This window comes from Nonomuraea phyllanthi (assembly GCF_006334985.2).
GTDB lineage: Bacteria > Actinomycetota > Actinomycetes > Streptosporangiales > Streptosporangiaceae > Nonomuraea > Nonomuraea phyllanthi.
In genome coordinates this window covers 1-15,755 of sequence record NZ_VDLX02000036.1, presented here as the reverse complement: position 1 = coordinate 15,755, position 15,755 = coordinate 1, and the positions used below count along the sequence as shown (strand labels likewise).

The following is a 15,755-nucleotide window of genomic DNA, read 5'->3' as shown; positions in this document are numbered from 1 at the left end:
TGACCTGTGCATAACAGCTGCGGGGACAAGCAGCTCAAGGGGGTAGAAGGCGGGCATGGCTGGCGGTCTCATCGTGGTCCCGCTCGTACCGGAACGGGGTGGGTGAAAGTGCTTCCGCCGATGATCGTGAGGGGTGGACCGCGGCTCCGGCGGCAGCGACGTAAGGTAAAGATCTGGTAAATCAGTCTTTACTGTGAAATGGGGGAATGCTGGACGGGCGGGCCACTGGATGAAGATCGTTGGGACCGTGCCAACCCTCTCAACCCCCTCCGAAGTTGTCCTCAGTCGCGATCACCAACCCCGGAAGCCGCGCTGAGGTGGGAATACCGCCGGCCCCGTGACCACGCCCTCAGCAGGCATGATCGGGGCCCGGCCGCGCATCGGGAAACGCCGCCTGCCCAAATTCACCCGCTCTTAATCATCTGACCAGGAGAAACAACGTCCACCCTCTGTGGAATTTTGCCCACGTCGGCTACCGTGCATATGTGCCCCCCGAGACAGTCGAGGTTCGTCGCAGTTCTCGTCGCCGGCGTACGGTCTCCGCCTACCGCGACGGCGACAAGACGATCGTGCTCCTGCCCGCCTGGCTGAGTGGCGAAGACGCGGATGAATGGGTGAGCCGGATGCTGGATCGGCTGGCTGCCAAGGAAAGTCGGCGAAGGCCCACCGACGAGGCGCTGCTCGAACGAGCCAAGGAACTGGCGGCCAGATATCTCGACGGCAGAGCGGAGCCGGTCAGCGTGCGCTGGGTCGACAACCAGCAGCACCGCTGGGGCTCGTGCACCCCGGAGAACGGCACGATCAGGATCTCGACCAGGCTCAAGGGCCTGCCCGAATGGGTCATCAACTACGTGATCATCCATGAGCTGGTGCACCTGCTGGTGCCCAGCCACGGGGCCAAGTTCTGGGCCCTGGTGGAACAGTATCCCAAGGCCGAACGCGCGCGCGGGTTTCTCGAAGGATTCTCGGCCGCGGCCCACACGGCGCCGGAGGAGTGTTGACGCGCGTCGCCGCGGTCCTGGTACGCCGTCGCATGGCACAGGCCGCTCCCCCCGGCGTGGACCCGGACAGGTTCCTGGAGGCGGTGGCGGAGGACACGTACGAGATGGTCGCGGGGCTCGACCTCGTCACCCCGGTCCTGATCACGAGCGTCCCCGAGCTGGAGGAGATCGTCTGGCCCGGCACCGAGGTCATCACGATCGATGAGGACGAGCCGCTGAAGGGCGTGCTCCAGCGCCTCAAGGCCGATCAGGCGGCCGTGATCGGCGCCGACGCGCCGGACCTGCCGCCCCTGCTCGTCGGCAAGCTGTTCAGGGAGCTGGGCAGGGCCGAGATCACGGTCTGCCCGGCGGCGAACGGCGGCGCCGTGGCCCTGGCCTGCGCCCTGCCCGCGCCCTCCTGGGCTGAGCCCGATCTCGATGACGCTAACGTCGTGGCCACCCTGCGCGCCCAGGCCCCCGGCCCCCGGCGGGTCGCCACCACCCCGGGCTGGCACCGCCTGCGCACGCCCGAGGACGCCGAGTTGCTCGACCCCGGCCTCGAAGGCTGGGAGAACACCAGGGCCTTGATCAGACCCTGGTGACCCCGCGGCCCCGCGCGCTTGTCAGGCCCTGGCCGGTTCGGCTCCAGGAAGGTGGCAGTGATCGGCGCCCTTGATCAGGTCGGCTGTGGTGACCCGAGGTGAACTCGGTTTCAGAACATGGGGGCCCTGATCAGGGGACGGTGAGTTCGGCCAGCACGGCGCGGTGGTCGGTCCTCGGTACGTCGCGCACGCTGACCTCCTTCACCCCCACCCGCTCGTCCACCAGCACGTGGTCGATCGTGATGATCGGCGGCACCCGCTTGTTCGCGGGCCAGGTCGGGATGAGCCCCGCGCCCACGGTGTCGGCCGCGTCCTTGTAGCCGCGCGCCAGCAGCCCCCGCAGGGCGGCGTGGTCGAGCGAGGCGTTGAAGTCGCCCGCGATGATGCGGATCCGGTCGGGCGAGGCCGACGGGAAGTCCGCCAGTGCCTCGTTCCACGACGTGACCTGGGGACCCAGCGGCGGGAAGGGGTGCGCGTCGATGAACTCGATCGACTGCCCCCCGGGCAGCGAGATCAGCGCGGCGGGCATCTGGTGCCCGACCGGCGGCATCACGTCCCAGAGCGGCTCCAGCGGGTGCTTGGAGTAGAGGCCGCTGCCGCCGGCGCTCCACTCGTCCTGCAGGACGCGGTGCGGCATCAGCTCCTTGAGACCGGCGGCGTCCAGGTCGGCCACCGCACCGGGCGTCAGCTCCTGCGTGCTGAGCACGTCGGGCTGGAACTCGCGGACCAGCTTCATGATCGTCGCCACGTCGGCCCTGCCGAACAGCATGTTGATCGTCATGACCCGCATGGGCCTGCCCGTCGTGGCCTCGGCCGAGCCCAGCGCTCTGGGCAGCACGCTGAAGCCGAGCGCGGTGGTGGCCAGCAGCGCCACGACAGTCGCGGCGCGCCTGCGCCCGAGCGAGGCGATCAGGAGGGGGACCAGCGAGCCCGCGGCGGCGTAGGGGGTGGCGGTCATGATCTGCGTGGGCAGCGACCCGCGCTCCAGGCCGGCCACCCTGGCCACCGCCCACGCGGCGAACGGGGTCACGGCCAGCCAGGTCAGCGCCGTGCCGGGGAACTTCCAGCGCCTGCGCTCAGGTGTCACGATCGTGCCGCCGACGGCAGAACTCTCCAACGCAGGGCCCCCTTTTGGAACGACGCAGAGGACTCTAGCCCAGCGCGCGTGTGCCCGCGTTAAGGGCGGTCTGTCCGCGTACGGCCAGGCGCCGCGTCGCCTCGTCGGACGGTTCGGGGATGTCGGTGACGGGGAACCAGCGGAGGTCGAGCGATTCGTCGCTGATCGCGGCCCGGGCGCCGGGAGGGGCCACGGCCGCGTATTCGATGTCGAGATGCCAGCTCTGCGGGGGATGGCACCACACGGAGTGCTTGTCGACGGCGAGCGGTCCCGGCAGCAGCTCAAGATCGGAGATTCCCGACTCCTCCACAGCCTCCCGCAGAGCGACGTCCGCGAGCGACATGTCGGTGATCTCACAGTGGCCGCCCATGGGCAGCCACATCTTGGCCTTCGGATGCAGCGTGAGCAGCACCCGCGTGCCGTCGTGCGACAGCACCACCGTCGTCGCCGTCAGATGCCCGGGCACGCACTGCCGCAGCATCGCGTCGTCATGCGCCCGCAGGTGCTCCAGGAACTCCAGCCGCAACGCCTCCTCATCGGGCGTGGGCGCGTCCCACGCCGACAGCACCGCCAGCGCGTCCGCGTGCAGGCTCAATTGTCGCCGTCCTCGTCGTCCGGCTTCGCCTCCAGCTGGGAGATGTCCCAGGCCGTCTCGCCGAGCACGAAAGCGTCGGGATCGTCGAGGTCCTCGGCCGTCGGCATGAGGTCGGGGTGGCCCCACAGCGCGTCCCGCCCCTCGACGCCACGGGCGCTCTCCAGCGCGCGCCACAGCGCCGCGGCCTCGCGCAGCCGCCGCGGCCGCAGCTCCAGCCCCACGAGCGTGCCGAACGTCAGCTCCGCGGGACCGCCCGTCGCGCGCCTGCGGCGTACGGTCTCCGCCAGCGCCACGGCGGAGGGCAGCTTGCCCTCGGCCGCCTGGTCGACCACGGTGGCCACCCACCCCTCGACCAGGGCGAGCATCGTCTCCAGCCGCGAGAGGGCGGCCTTCTGCCGCTCGGTCTCCGCGGGCTTCAGCAGGTTGCCCCCGCTCAGCGCCTCCTGGAGCGCCTCGGGGTTGTTGATGTCGAGGCCGCGGATCTGCTCCTCGAGCGCCGAGGTGTCGACCGTGATGCCCCTGGCGTACTCCTCGACCGCGCCCAGCAGGTGGGCACGCAGCCACGGCACGTGCTGGAACAGCCGGTGGTGCGCGGCCTCGCGCAGCGCCAGGTAGAGCCTGATCTCGTCGGACGGCACCTCCAGGCCCTCGCTGAACGAGGCGATGCCGCCCGGCAGCAGCGCGGCCGTGTCGGACAGCGGCAGGCCGATGTCGGTGGTGCCGATCACCTCGCGGGCCAGCGAGCCGATCGCCTGCCCGATCTGCTGGCCGACCATCATGCCGCCCATCTGCTTGAGCATCCCCAGCAGCGGCCCGGCCATCTGCTGGGCCTCCGGCGGCAGCCCCGAGCCGCCGAGCGCGCCGCCCATGGTCTCGACCATGCGCTCCGCGATCGGCTCGCAGAGTTTGCGCCAGATCGGGACGGTGTTCTCGATCCACTCGGACCGGCTCCAGGCCTGCGGGTTGGACACACCGCTGGGCAGGGTCGTGGCCTCGTTGAGCCACAGGTCGGCCAGGCTCAGTGCCTCGGTGATCTGTCGGCGCTCGCCTTCCATGACGCTCGGGTCGCCCTCGGCGACCACGGCGTGGCGGGCGATGTTCTTGGCCATGTCCCAGTTGACAGGGCCTGAACCCTGCGGCGCCGACAGCATGTCGGCGAACTGGCGCATCGCCTGAGCCATCTGCTCAGGGTTGCCGAACATGGCGAACGGGTTCTCGTTGGGGTCGTTTTCGCGACCTGGCAGGTCAGTCACCGCTCTACCTCATGCAGGATGGAGGAGTCCACATCCGCCACGTTAGTCGTCCTACGGCGGATCAGTGCAAAGTGAGGACCTGGTGCCTACCTCGAAACGCCCGCGCCAACCCGTAGTAGCCGTCACGGGAGCGGCCTCCGGCCTAGGCCGGGAGCTGCTCGTCAAGCTCGTATCCTCCGCGGATTTCCGCAGGGTGGTGGCCATCGACGAGGAGCGCGGCGACGTTGGGGAGGCCACCTGGCGAGTGATCGACGTACGAGATCCGCTCTTGGCGAACCGGATCTCCGACATCGACGTGCTGGTCCATCTGGCCGGCGACTACGCCGTCGACTCCGACCCGGGGGAACGGCGCGCGTACAACCTGCGTGCCGCCCAGACGGTGCTGACGGCCTGCGCGGCGGCGCGCGTGCGCCGGGTGGTGCTGGTCACCAGCGCGATGGTGTACGGCGCCGCGCCCGACAACGAGGTGCCGCTGCCCGAGGACGCCCCGGTGGCGGCCGAGCCCGACACGGGCGTCGTGGGCGACTTCCTGGAGATCGAGTCCCTCGTACGCCGGTCGCTGCGCAGCCACCCCGGCCTGGAGGTCACCGTGCTGCGCCCGGCCGCCGTCGTCGGCCCCGGGGTCGACACGGTCATCACCCGCCACTTCGAGTCGCCGAGGCTGCTGACGGTCAAGGGCTGCAGCCCGCACTGGCAGTTCTGCCACATCGACGACCTGGTCGCGGCGCTGGAGCTGGCGGCGCGCGGCGTGGTCACCGGCGTGGTGGCCGTCGGCTCCGACGGGTGGCTGGAGCAGGACCAGGTCGAGGAGCTGTCCGGCATCCGCAGCCTGGAGCTGCCGGCGGGGCTGACCTTCGGCACGGCCCAGCGGCTGCACCGGCTCGGCGTCACCCCGGCGCCCGCCACGGACCTGCACTACGTGGTCTACCCGTGGGTGGTCGACTGCGCGGCGCTGCGCGAGGCGGGCTGGAAGCCGTCGTGGACCAACGAGGCAGCGTTCACGCAACTCCTGGAGCTGCGGGAGAACCGCACGACCGTGGTCGGCCGGCGACTGCCCGTCAAGGAGGCCACGCTCACGGCCGCGGGCGCCACCGTCGCCGTCATCGGCACCGCCGCGATCGTCCGCCAGGTGCGCCGGAAGCGGCGCCAATGACCGCTGCGATCGTCCGCCAGATGTGCCGGAAGCGGCGCCGATAACCGCCGCCGTCGTCGGGCGGGTGCGCCGGAAGCGGCGCCAATAAGCGCCACGATCGTCCGGCGGGTGCGTCGGATGCGGCGCCGGCAAAGGTTAGGCTCTTTCCGTGGACGTCATCCGGTTGCTCGGCATTCGTGACACCCCGCTCTCCGTCGACGAGGTGCTGGTCGCCGTGGGCGACCACGCCGCCGGCGGCACCGCCGTCTTCGTGGGCACCGTGCGCGAGCAGGACCACGGCAAGCCGGTCGCCAAGCTCTCCTACTCGGCGCACCCCTCGGCGGAGGCCGAGCTGCGGCAGGTCGCCGAGAAGATCGCCGCCGACTTCCCCGTGACGGCGCTGGCCGCCGTCCACCGCGTCGGCGATCTGGAGCTGGGCGACGTGGCCGTCGTCGTCGCGGTCGCCGCGCCCCACAGGGACGAGGCGTTCAGGGCCTCACGCCGCCTCATCGACGACCTCAAGGCGCATGTCCCCATCTGGAAACATCAGGTGTTCGCCGGCGGCGAGGCCGAATGGGTCGGCGCCGGAGAATAAGCTCATCGACATGTCACGACGCGCCCTGACCCTGCTGCTCGCGGGATTCCTCGTGCTCGCGCTCGGCGTGACTGGCGCGTCCCGGCCGGTCCCGTACGTCGTGCTGAGCCCCGGCCCGACGGAGAACACGATCGGCGAGGTCGACAAGAAGCCGGTCATCTCGATCAACGGCCGGCAGACCTACCCGACCAGCGGCGCGCTGAGCCTCGTGACCGTGGCCTACCAGGGCGGCCCCGCGGCCCAGATCGACCTGCTGACGGCGCTGCGCGGCTGGGTCGACCCGACCGTCGCGGTGGTCCCGCAGGAGACCATCTTCGCTCCCGACCGCACCGTCAAGCAGGTCGAGCAGGAGAACACTGTGGAGATGTCCAACTCTCAGGACTCCGCCACCGCCGCCGCGCTCAACGAGCTCAAGATCGCTTACACCACGGTCGTGACGGTGGTGTCCACCGAGCCGAAGATGCCGGCCAACGGCAAGCTCATGAAGGACGACGAGATCGTCGCCGTCGACGGCACTCCGGCCAAGAACGTCGATGTCGTGGGCGACACGGTCAAGGCGCACAAGCCCGGCGAGAGCGTGCGCTTCACCGTCAAGCGGGCGGGCAAGGAGCTCGACGTCACCGTGCCGACGACGAAGGGCACCGAGGGGCAGACGCTCGTGGGCGTGAGCATGCAGGGCCGGTTCAAGTTCCCGTTCGACGTCGACATCAACGTCGGCGACGTCGGCGGGCCGAGCGCGGGGCTGATGTTCTCGCTGGGCATCGTCGACAAGCTGACGCCCGGCGAGATCACCGGCGGCAAGCGGATCGCCGGCACCGGAACGATCAACCCGGCGGGCGAGGTGGGCCCGATCGGCGGCATCGCACAGAAGATGGTCGGCGCCCAGGACTCCGGCGCGACGGTCTTCCTCACCCCCGCCGACAACTGTGCCGAGGCCGTGAAAGCCGTGCCCGACGGGCTCCGGCTGGTCAGGGCCGACACGCTCCACGACGCGGTGCTGGCGCTCGACGCGCTGCGCACCGGGAAGGGAAACATCCCCGCGTGCGAGGCCGGGTGAAACTTCTGGCGCTCGCCGTGCGTTAGCCGAAGCACTGGCCCTGCAGTGTAGGTTGCCAGACACGGACCGTTTTTTCATCACGACGAGGGGTTGGCCTTGAGCTTCCGGACCCCGGGAACCGGCCGGGCGATGCGTCTGCCTCGCCGGCCGCGACTGCTCCTGCCTGTGGCGATCGCCTTTGTGGCGATTGTGGCGCTTTTCTTCCTATTCTCCGGGTTTTACACCGACTATCTATGGTTTGACGCGACCAACTACACGTCGGTCTTCACCGGTGTGCTGCTGACCGAGATCGTGCTGTTCCTCCTCGGGGCCGTGCTGATGGTCGCCATCGTGGGCGGCAACATGCTGCTGGCCTTCCGGATGCGTCCGATGTTCGGGCCGGCGATGTTCGGCGGCGGCAGCGGCGCCGACCGCTACCGCATGGCGCTCGACCCGCACCGCAAGCTGATCTTCATCGTCGGCATGAGCCTGCTCGCGCTCTTCACCGGCTCCTCGTTCGCCGGGCAGTGGCAGACGTGGCTACAGTTCGTCAACGGGACATCGTTCGGCAAGACGGACGAGCTGTTCGGGCACGACATCTCGTTCTACATGTTCGACTACCCGTTCATCCGGATGGTGCTGAACTTCCTGTTCACCGCCGTGATCATCTCGATCGTGCTGGCGGCGATCACCCACTACCTGTACGGCGGGTTCCGGCTGCAGTCGCCCGGCGTGCACGCCTCCCGGGCGGCGCGCACCCACCTGTCGGTGCTGCTCGGCGTCTTCGTCCTGCTCAAGGCCGTGGCCTACTGGCTCGACCAGTACGCCCTCGTCTTCTCCGACCGCGGCTTCGTCCACGGCGCCTCCTATACCGACGTCAACGCCGTCGTGCCCGCCAAGACCATCCTCGCGATCATCGCGCTGATCTGCGCCGTGCTCTTCTTCGCCGGCGTCTTCCGGCCAGGCGGCATGCTCCCCGGCGTCTCCTTCGGCCTGCTCGTGCTCTCGGCCATCCTGATCGGCGGCGTCTACCCGGCGCTCGTCGAGCAGTTCCAGGTCAAGCCCAACCAGCAGGGCAAGGAGGCCGCCTACATCGAGCGCAACATCAAGGCCACCCGCGAGGCGTACAACGTCGACAAGACCGAGCTGGTGACCTACGAGGCGGAGTCCGACCCGTCGAAGGTCGAGAAGGACGGCGACGCCTCGGTCTCCGGCGTCCGCCTGCTCGACCCGGCCCTGGTGTCCTCGACGTACGAGCAGACGCAGCGCATCCGCGGCTTCTACAAGTTCGGCGACACGCTCGACGTCGATCGCTACCGCGACAGCTCCGGCAAGCTGGTCGACCACATCGTCGGCGTCCGCGAGCTGACCGGCCCGCCCCAGGACCAGAACAACTGGATCAACCGGGCGCTCGTCTACACCCACGGCTACGGCTTCGTCGCCGCGCCGGGCAACCAGGTCGACGGCGGCCTGCCCGCCTACGACGCGAAGGACATGCCCGTCATCGGCCCGCTGGTGACCAGCACCAACCTCAAGGAGCCGCGGGTCTACTTCGGCGAGAACCCGTCCTCCGCCGAATACGTCATCGCGGGCGGCAACCCCAACAACCCGCAGGAGCTCGACTACCCGATGACGGGCGGCACGGGCCAGAAGAACACCACCTACACCGGTGACGGAGTCCAGGTCGGGTCGTTCTTCAACCGGCTCATGTACGCCGCCAAGTACAGCGAGGCCAACATCCTCCTGTCGGGCGACATCAACGAGAACTCCAAGATCCTGTACGTCCGCAACCCGCGTGACCGGGTCCAGAAGGTCGCCCCGTTCCTCACGCTCGACGGCAACCCCTACCCGGCCATCGTCGACGGGCGCATCGTCTGGATCGTCGACGGCTACACCACGTCCAACGACTACCCGTACTCCCAGAGCGAGAGCCTCGGCGACATGACCCGCGACACCACGACGGACCGTCGCGCGATCGCCCAGCAGCCGACCGACAGGATCAACTACATCCGCAACTCCGTCAAGGCCACGGTTGACGCCTACGACGGCACGGTCAAGCTCTACGGCTGGGACACCAACGACCCGGTGCTGAAGACCTGGAGCAAGGCGTTCCCCGGCGTCATCCGGCCGGCCTCGGAGATGAGCGCCGACCTGAAGGCCCACGTGCGCTACCCCGAGGACCTGTTCAAGGTGCAGCGCTACACCCTGTCGCGCTACCACATCACCGACCCGGCCGCCTTCTACAGCGGCCAGGACTTCTGGAACGTCCCCGGTGACCCCACGCAGGGCGACAAGAACATCAAGCAGCCGCCCTACTACTTGACGACCACGATGCCGGGCGGCACGCCGACGTTCTCGCTGACCACCACGTTCGTGCCACGCCAGGGCCCCAACCTGGCGGCGTTCATGGCGGTCGACTCCTCGGAGGGCTCCGGTTACGGGCGCATCCGCATCCTGCGCATGCCGTCCAGCACGCCGATCCCCGGCCCCGGACAGGCCCAGAACTCCTTCCAGAGCCGGTTCGCCGGTGAGCTCAACCTGCTGGGCGTCGGTGCCTCGTCCGTCCGTTACGGCAATCTGCTGACCCTCCCGTACGCGGGCGGCCTGGTCTACATCGAACCGGTGTACATCCAGGTGGCCGCGGGAGGCGGACAGGAGCCGTACCCGATCCTGCAGCGGGTCCTGGTGTCCTACGGCAGCAAGATCGGCGTCGGGCACACCCTCGACGAGGCGCTCCAGGAGGTCTTCGGCGGGCAGCAGGAGCAGCAACAGGAGCAGGAGACCACCGGGGACCAGCAGCAGGCCGTCCCGAACGAGGCCAACGCGGCGCTCAACTCGGCGATCTCCAACGCGAAGAAGGCGTACGAGGACGCGCAGAAGGCCCTGCAGGCCAGCCCGCCGAACTGGGACGCCTACGGCGACGCGCAGAAGCGCCTGGAGGCGGCGCTGAAGGCGCTGGAGGGGGCCAACGCCCAGGAGTCCAAGCCCTCGGCCTCGCCGACGCCCACGTCCTCCGCCACGCCATCGGCCTCGCCGTCCGCCACGTCTTCGGCCTCGGCGTCGCCCTCGCCACCACCGGGATCCGAAGCGGGAGGCACGTCCTAGCCCATTCGGTTTGCGCCCACCCCTCGCCGCCGACTAGTGTTGTGGCAACAACGCGACGCGGGGTGGAGCAGTTCGGTAGCTCGCTGGGCTCATAACCCAGAGGTCGCAGGTTCAAATCCTGCCCCCGCTACCACTCGCAGAGGCCCGGGTTCCGGAAACGGACCCGGGCCTCTCGCATGTCCGGGGCACGTGCTCGGTCCGGTGGCGCCTGATCGCGGAAACGTCCCGAGCACTCCCGGAGCCCTGTATAGTTATTGATGTAACACACCGACGCGGGGTGGAGCAGTTCGGTAGCTCGCTGGGCTCATAACCCAGAGGTCGCAGGTTCAAATCCTGTCCCCGCTACTCGACACGAAGTCCCCGGCCTCATTGCGAGGCCGGGGACTTCGTCGTTTCTCCGGCACTTGCCCACGCCTCGCCTGCGATGATTACATCATTACATGACTGATGAAGCAGTGCCCACGATGTACGAATGGGCGGGCGGTGACGAAGCGCTCCAACGGCTGACCGAGGTCTTCTACCGCACGGTCGTCAAGGACGAGCTGATCGGCCCGCTGTTCGCCCACATGGCTCCCGACCACCCCAAATATGTGGCGATCTGGCTCGGCGAGGTGTTCGGCGGCCCCGAGCGCTACACCGAGGAGCGCGGCGGCTATCCGAACATGCTGCGCCACCACCTCGGCAAGGCCATCACCGAGCAGCAGCGCCGCAGGTGGGTGAGCCTGCTCATGGACGCCGCCGACGAGGTGGGCCTGCCCGCCGACCCCGAGTTCAGGGCCGCGTTCGCCGGCTACATCGAATGGGGCACCAGGATCGCCGTGGAGAACTCCGCCCCGGGCGCCACCCCGCCGCCCGAAGCGCCCGTGCCGCACTGGGGCTGGGGCGTGGCGCCGCCGTACCAGCCCTAATCTGGAGGAATGGGAGCCACGTCCCGCGGGATGCTCCGTCTCTACCTGGGCGCGGCGCCCGGAGTGGGCAAGACGTACGCCATGCTGAGCGAGGCGCGCCGCGCCCGCGAACGCGGCAAGGACGTGGTCGTGGGTCTCGTCGAGACCCACGGCCGCGCCAGGACCGCCCGCCTGCTCGAAGGGCTGGAGACCCTGCCGAGGCGGACGATCGCCCATCGGGGCGCGACGTTCACCGAGCTCGACGTCGAGGCCGTCATCGCCCGCGCCCCCGCCGTCGCGCTGATCGACGAGCTCGCCCACACGAACGTCCCCGGCTCCCGCAACGCCAAGCGCTGGCAGGACGTCGACGAGATCCTCGACGCCGGCATCGACGTGGTCTCCACCCTCAACATCCAGCACCTCGAGTCGCTGAACGACGTGGTCGAGCAGATCACCGGCGTGCCGCAGCGGGAGACCGTGCCGGACGGGGTGGTGCGGCGCGCCGACCAGATCGAGCTCGTCGACATGGCACCCGAGGCGCTGCGCCGCAGGCTGGCCCACGGGAACGTCTATCCGCCCGAACGGGTCGACGCCGCGCTGGCCAACTACTTCCGCGTCGGCAACCTGACCGCCCTGCGCGAGCTCGCCCTCATCTGGGTGGCCGACAAGGTGGACGAGCAACTCGATCGCTACCGTACGGACCACGGCATAGCGGGCACCTGGGAGGCCCGCGAGCGCGTCGTGGTGGCGCTCACCGGCGGCCCCGAGAGCGACACGCTCATCCGGCGGGCCGCTCGCATCGCGGCCAGGAGCAAGGGCGCCGACCTGCTGGCCGTCCACGTCACCAGTGCCGACGGCCTCGTCCCCGGCGGCGACGCCGCGAGCCTGATGCGCGGGCGCGCCCTCGTCGAGAGCCTCGGCGGCTCGTACCACCAGGTGGTGGGCGACGACGTCCCGCGCGCACTGATCGAGTTCGCCCGGGGCGTGAACGCCACCCAGCTCGTGCTGGGCACGTCGCGACGAGGGCGGTTCGCCCAGATCCTCTCGCGCGGGGTGGGGGCGACGACCACGGCGCTGTCGGGATCGATCGACGTCCACCTGGTCACCCACGAGGAGAGCGGGAAGATACGGGAGCGGGCGCGGTCGAGGGCCGCGCTCACCCGCGGGCGGCGGCTGTCGGGCTGGGCGCTGGCGCTGCTCGGGGCGCCGCTGCTCACCGCCGCGCTCCGGCCGCTGGGCCTGTCTCTGCCGAGCGAGATCCTGCTCTTCCTGCTGCTGGTCGTGGGCGCCGCCCTGGCGGGCGGCATGTGGCCGGCCCTGACAGCGGCGGTTCTCGGCTTCGGGCTGCTCAACTGGTTCTTCACGCCGCCGGTTCACACATGGACGATCTCCGCGCCGGAGAACGTGCTCGCATTGGCCATCTTCGTGCTCGTGGCGGCCATGGTCAGCGCGGTCGTCGACCTGGCGGCCCGGCGCAGCAGGGACGCGGCTCGCTCGCGGGCCGACGCCGAGGTGCTGTCCACGCTGGCGGGCCACGTGCTGCGGGGCGAGGCGGCGCTGCCGTCGTTGCTCGCGCGGATGCGGGAGACGTTCGGGCTGGCGTCGGTGACCCTGCTCGAACGGACGGACGGCTGGAAGATCGTCGCCACCTCGGGCGGAGCACCGTGCACGCGGCCGGGGACCGCCGACAACGACGTGGTGATCGACGACCGGCTCGTGCTCGCCGCCCGCGGGCGGTTGCTGGACGCCGGCGACCGGCGGGTCCTGGAGGCGTTCGCGGCCGAGGCGGCGGTCGCGCTGCGCCAGCAGCGGCTGCGCCGGGCGGCCGAGCAGGCCGAGCCGCTGGCCGAGGCCGACAGGATGCGCACCGCCCTGCTCGCTGCCGTCAGCCACGACCTGCGCACCCCGCTCGCGTCCGCGCGGGCGGCGGTCGAGAGCCTGCGCGGCACCGACGTCGCCTGGTCGGACAAGGACCGCGCCGAACTGCTCGCCACCGCCGGCGAGTCGCTGATCAGGCTCGACCGGCTCGTCTCGAACCTCCTCGACATGAGCCGCCTCCAGGCCGGCGTGCTCGGCGTGCACCCCGAGCCGGTGGCGATCGCGGACGTGCTGCCGCGCGCCATCGACGACCTCGGGCCGCTGCGCGAGCGCGTCCGCAGCGACCTCCCGCCCGCCGTACCCGAGATCACGGCCGACCCAGCCCTGCTGGAGCGGGTGCTCGCCAACCTGATGGCGAACGCGGCCCGCTACAGCCCCGACGACCGGCACGTCCTCGTCAACGCCAGCTGGCACGGCGAGCACGTGGAGATCCGCGTCATCGACCGGGGCCCCGGCATTCCGCCGGAGGCGCATGACAAGGTGTTCATGCCGTTCCAGCGGCTCGGCGACCGCGACAACCACACGGGCGTGGGCCTCGGCCTGGCGCTCTCGCGCGGCCTCACCGAGGCGATGGGCGGAACGCTCGCGCTGGAGGACACGCCAGGAGGGGGACTCACCATGACCGTCTCGCTGCGGAGGCACGCATGACCCGCGTGCTGGTGGTGGACGACGAGCCGCAGATCCTGCGCGCGCTGCGCGTCAACCTGGCCGCGCGGCGCTACGAGGTGGCCGTCGCCTCCGACGGAGGCGCGGCGCTGCGCCAGGCCGCCGAGTGGCATCCCGATCTCGTCATCCTCGACCTCGGCCTGCCGGACCTCGACGGCGTGGAGGTCATCCAGGGGCTGCGCGGCTGGACCTCCGTCCCGATCATCGTGCTCTCCGGGCGTACGGACAGCATCGACAAGGTGAGCGCGCTGGACGCCGGCGCCGACGACTACGTGACCAAGCCGTTCAGCATCGACGAGCTGCTGGCCCGGGTCCGCGCGGTCACCCGCCGCACGGCCCCTCCCGGCGAGGAGACCGCGACGGTGCGGCTGGGCGACCACGTGATCGACCTGGCCGGCAAGACGATCTCAGGTGGAGTACGGCTGACGCCCACGGAATGGCACTTCCTGGAGATCCTGGTACGCAACCCCGGCAAGCTCATCAGCCAGCGGCAGCTCCTGCGGGAGGTGTGGGGCGATGCCTACCAGAAGGAGACCCACTACCTGCGCCAGTACATGGCCCAGCTCAGGCGCAAGCTCGAACGGGATCCCGCGCGCCCCGTCCACCTGCTGACCGAGCCGGGGATGGGCTACCGGTTCCAGCCCTTCCCGCCGTAGGGTCCGCCGGTCACCGCAGTGCCCTGCGCAGGGCCCAGGCGAAGAGCACCAGGCCGAAGACGATCTGCACGATCCGCATGGGCGGGGATGAATCCTGATCCGCGTAGATGACGACGCCCACCCACATCAGACCGAATAGTCCGACCAGGGCAATTGCCGCCCAGTTCAACCCCCGCTGCCACATATGCGCAGTCTTACAGGCGGGCGGGCAAGGCCGAGTATGGCTCGAGTCGTCATCGGGTCAGCCGCGCTAGCGGGGGAGGGTCCTCCGGGTGCCGACGCAGCGGCGCAGGCGCACGGAGCGCGGGCGCTTCGGCGCGTCGTCCTCCAGTGCGCAGTCGGCTTCGAGCGAGCTGCCGCCATCCGGTGGGCTGACGGCTTCCAGGTGGGCGAGCAGCGTCGCGGCGGTCTGCGCGTCGGCGAGGATGCGCTGCACGGCCTCCCCGTCCTCCGGCAGCTGGCCGTGCTCCGCCAGCTCGTGCCTGAGGAACGCCAGCGGGTCGGGCGCGCCCACGGTGTCGGCCGCCGCCGTCGCCCGCGCGGCCGTCAGGAGGCGCAGGTAGTGGGTCCGCAGCACCGCCTCGCGCATGCGGGCGTGCTCCAGGTCGTCGATCAGGTTGCCGGCCATTCTCAGCAGGTCTCCGGCATGGGTGCCCTCATCGGCGAGGAAGGCGCGGATGTCGTCGAACTCCGATCGGGTCATGCGGGACACCTCCGTGAGCGCAGTCTGCTCGTAGGTATGTCGTACCTGGCCGCGATTGCGGATGACTTGCCGTCGGCTTGACAGCGGGGGCCCCGACCGGGGGCTCCTTGCAGAGGTTTGAGCGTTGCGTGGTGAGGGAAGAACCTCGTGATTACCCGAGTGGCGCGAAGTGGGTGCGGCGGGCTGCTAGAGTTGCTTCGCGCAGGGCGACCGAGGGGGCTCCTAGAGCTCCCGGAGATGCCCGGCAAATCCCACTTTCTTGAGGGTCATCCTCGATGGTTTCGCATCGGTTCGGATGGGCTGGTAAGTTAGAGGGGTTGTCCCGGAAGCGGGGCGTGGCTTAATTCCTGCAGGTCGAGGAAGCCCGGTCAATTTGACAGGGGCCGGGGCGGCTGAAAAGATTAAGACACAACGGAAAAACGAAAACAGAAGCACGAGAACGTAGCACTTCTCCGTTTCTTGAGAACTCAACAGTGTGTTAAAAGCCAGTGCATGAGATACATGCATGACCCCGTCATATTGATTGACGGTTAGCTCGGATTGATGTCCA

The 15,755-nt window shown here is 69.7% G+C and carries 13 protein-coding genes and 2 tRNA genes; 11 read left to right on the top strand and 4 right to left on the bottom strand.

The features are described 5' to 3' along the window. Window positions 1-485 precede the first annotated feature (485 nt). On the top strand, window positions 486-1,001 hold the full coding sequence (locus FH608_RS49160) for a M48 metallopeptidase family protein (RefSeq protein ID WP_226900592.1): 516 nt from the start codon (window positions 486-488) through the stop codon (window positions 999-1,001). Further along, entirely contained in the window at window positions 998-1,582 is a 585-nt protein-coding gene (locus FH608_RS49155) for a DUF2064 domain-containing protein (RefSeq protein ID WP_139638115.1), read from the top strand. The genes FH608_RS49160 and FH608_RS49155 overlap by 4 nt, the downstream gene beginning before the upstream one ends. A 130-nt stretch (window positions 1,583-1,712) precedes the next feature. On the opposite strand, the gene FH608_RS49150 is transcribed toward FH608_RS49155, so the two are convergent. From FH608_RS49150 to FH608_RS49140, 3 genes are read right to left on the bottom strand one after another with little or no spacing between them, the layout of a single operon-like run. Beyond that, window positions 1,713-2,699, bottom strand: coding sequence for an endonuclease/exonuclease/phosphatase family protein (locus FH608_RS49150; protein ID WP_139638114.1), 987 nt, complete (start codon window positions 2,697-2,699; stop codon window positions 1,713-1,715). 34 nt (window positions 2,700-2,733) lie between these two features. Continuing rightward, window positions 2,734-3,294 carry an NUDIX hydrolase gene (locus FH608_RS49145; RefSeq protein WP_139638113.1) on the bottom strand — a complete coding sequence of 187 codons (561 nt, stop codon included), beginning with the start codon at window positions 3,292-3,294 and terminating at the stop codon, window positions 2,734-2,736. Beyond that, the gene (locus FH608_RS49140; RefSeq protein WP_139638136.1) at window positions 3,291-4,496 is read right to left on the bottom strand and encodes a zinc-dependent metalloprotease; all 1,206 of its coding nucleotides are present in this window, start codon (window positions 4,494-4,496) and stop codon (window positions 3,291-3,293) included. The genes FH608_RS49145 and FH608_RS49140 overlap by 4 nt, the downstream gene beginning before the upstream one ends. Before the next feature lie 130 nt (window positions 4,497-4,626). On the opposite strand from FH608_RS49140, the gene FH608_RS49135 reads away from it, so the two are divergent. From FH608_RS49135 to FH608_RS49095, 9 genes are all read left to right on the top strand, one after another. After that, window positions 4,627-5,700 (top strand): NAD-dependent epimerase/dehydratase family protein, encoded by a 1,074-nt coding sequence (locus tag FH608_RS49135; protein ID WP_139638135.1) that lies wholly within the window; start codon window positions 4,627-4,629, stop codon window positions 5,698-5,700. 148 nt (window positions 5,701-5,848) lie between these two features. After that, window positions 5,849-6,274: a molybdenum cofactor biosynthesis protein MoaE gene (locus FH608_RS49130; protein ID WP_139638112.1), complete on the top strand. Its 426-nt coding sequence runs from the start codon at window positions 5,849-5,851 to the stop codon at window positions 6,272-6,274. A 10-nt stretch (window positions 6,275-6,284) separates the two neighbouring features. Then, window positions 6,285-7,331: a YlbL family protein gene (locus FH608_RS49125; RefSeq protein WP_139638111.1), complete on the top strand. Its 1,047-nt coding sequence runs from the start codon at window positions 6,285-6,287 to the stop codon at window positions 7,329-7,331. Window positions 7,332-7,460: 129 nt separating this feature from the next. Next, complete coding sequence (locus FH608_RS49120; RefSeq protein WP_193319069.1) at window positions 7,461-10,415, top strand: UPF0182 family membrane protein; 2,955 nt, start codon at window positions 7,461-7,463, stop codon at window positions 10,413-10,415. A gap of 56 nt (window positions 10,416-10,471) precedes the next feature. Further along, window positions 10,472-10,548, top strand: a tRNA-Met gene (locus FH608_RS49115). Window positions 10,549-10,686: 138 nt separating this feature from the next. Continuing rightward, window positions 10,687-10,760: transfer RNA gene (locus FH608_RS49110), tRNA-Met, on the top strand. A gap of 95 nt (window positions 10,761-10,855) precedes the next feature. Then, the gene (locus FH608_RS49105) at window positions 10,856-11,323 is read left to right on the top strand and encodes a group II truncated hemoglobin (RefSeq protein ID WP_139638109.1); all 468 of its coding nucleotides are present in this window, start codon (window positions 10,856-10,858) and stop codon (window positions 11,321-11,323) included. 9 nt (window positions 11,324-11,332) lie between these two features. Beyond that, on the top strand, window positions 11,333-13,828 hold the full coding sequence (locus tag FH608_RS49100; RefSeq protein ID WP_139638108.1) for a sensor histidine kinase: 2,496 nt from the start codon (window positions 11,333-11,335) through the stop codon (window positions 13,826-13,828). Further along, window positions 13,825-14,502, top strand: coding sequence for a response regulator (locus FH608_RS49095; RefSeq protein WP_139638107.1), 678 nt, complete (start codon window positions 13,825-13,827; stop codon window positions 14,500-14,502). The genes FH608_RS49100 and FH608_RS49095 overlap by 4 nt, the downstream gene beginning before the upstream one ends. A gap of 250 nt (window positions 14,503-14,752) precedes the next feature. Here FH608_RS49095 and FH608_RS49090 read toward each other — a convergent pair whose 3' ends face one another. Then, window positions 14,753-15,205, bottom strand: coding sequence for a hypothetical protein (locus FH608_RS49090; RefSeq protein ID WP_139638106.1), 453 nt, complete (start codon window positions 15,203-15,205; stop codon window positions 14,753-14,755). Between the last annotated feature and the right edge of the window lie 550 nt (window positions 15,206-15,755).

Bases quoted from the DNA above. Each gene is read 5' to 3' on its own strand.
- FH608_RS49090 (WP_139638106.1), bottom strand. From the start codon at position 15,205: ATGACCCGATCGGAGTTCGACGACATCCGCGCCTTCCTCGCCGATGAG.
- FH608_RS49105 (WP_139638109.1), top strand. From the start codon at position 10,856: ATGACTGATGAAGCAGTGCCCACGATGTACGAATGGGCGGGCGGTGAC.
- FH608_RS49095 (WP_139638107.1), top strand. From the start codon at position 13,825: ATGACCCGCGTGCTGGTGGTGGACGACGAGCCGCAGATCCTGCGCGCG.
- FH608_RS49140 (WP_139638136.1), bottom strand. From the start codon at position 4,496: ATGTTCGGCAACCCTGAGCAGATGGCTCAGGCGATGCGCCAGTTCGCC.
- FH608_RS49125 (WP_139638111.1), top strand. From the start codon at position 6,285: ATGTCACGACGCGCCCTGACCCTGCTGCTCGCGGGATTCCTCGTGCTC.
- FH608_RS49120 (WP_193319069.1), top strand. From the start codon at position 7,461: ATGCGTCTGCCTCGCCGGCCGCGACTGCTCCTGCCTGTGGCGATCGCC.
- FH608_RS49100 (WP_139638108.1), top strand. From the start codon at position 11,333: ATGGGAGCCACGTCCCGCGGGATGCTCCGTCTCTACCTGGGCGCGGCG.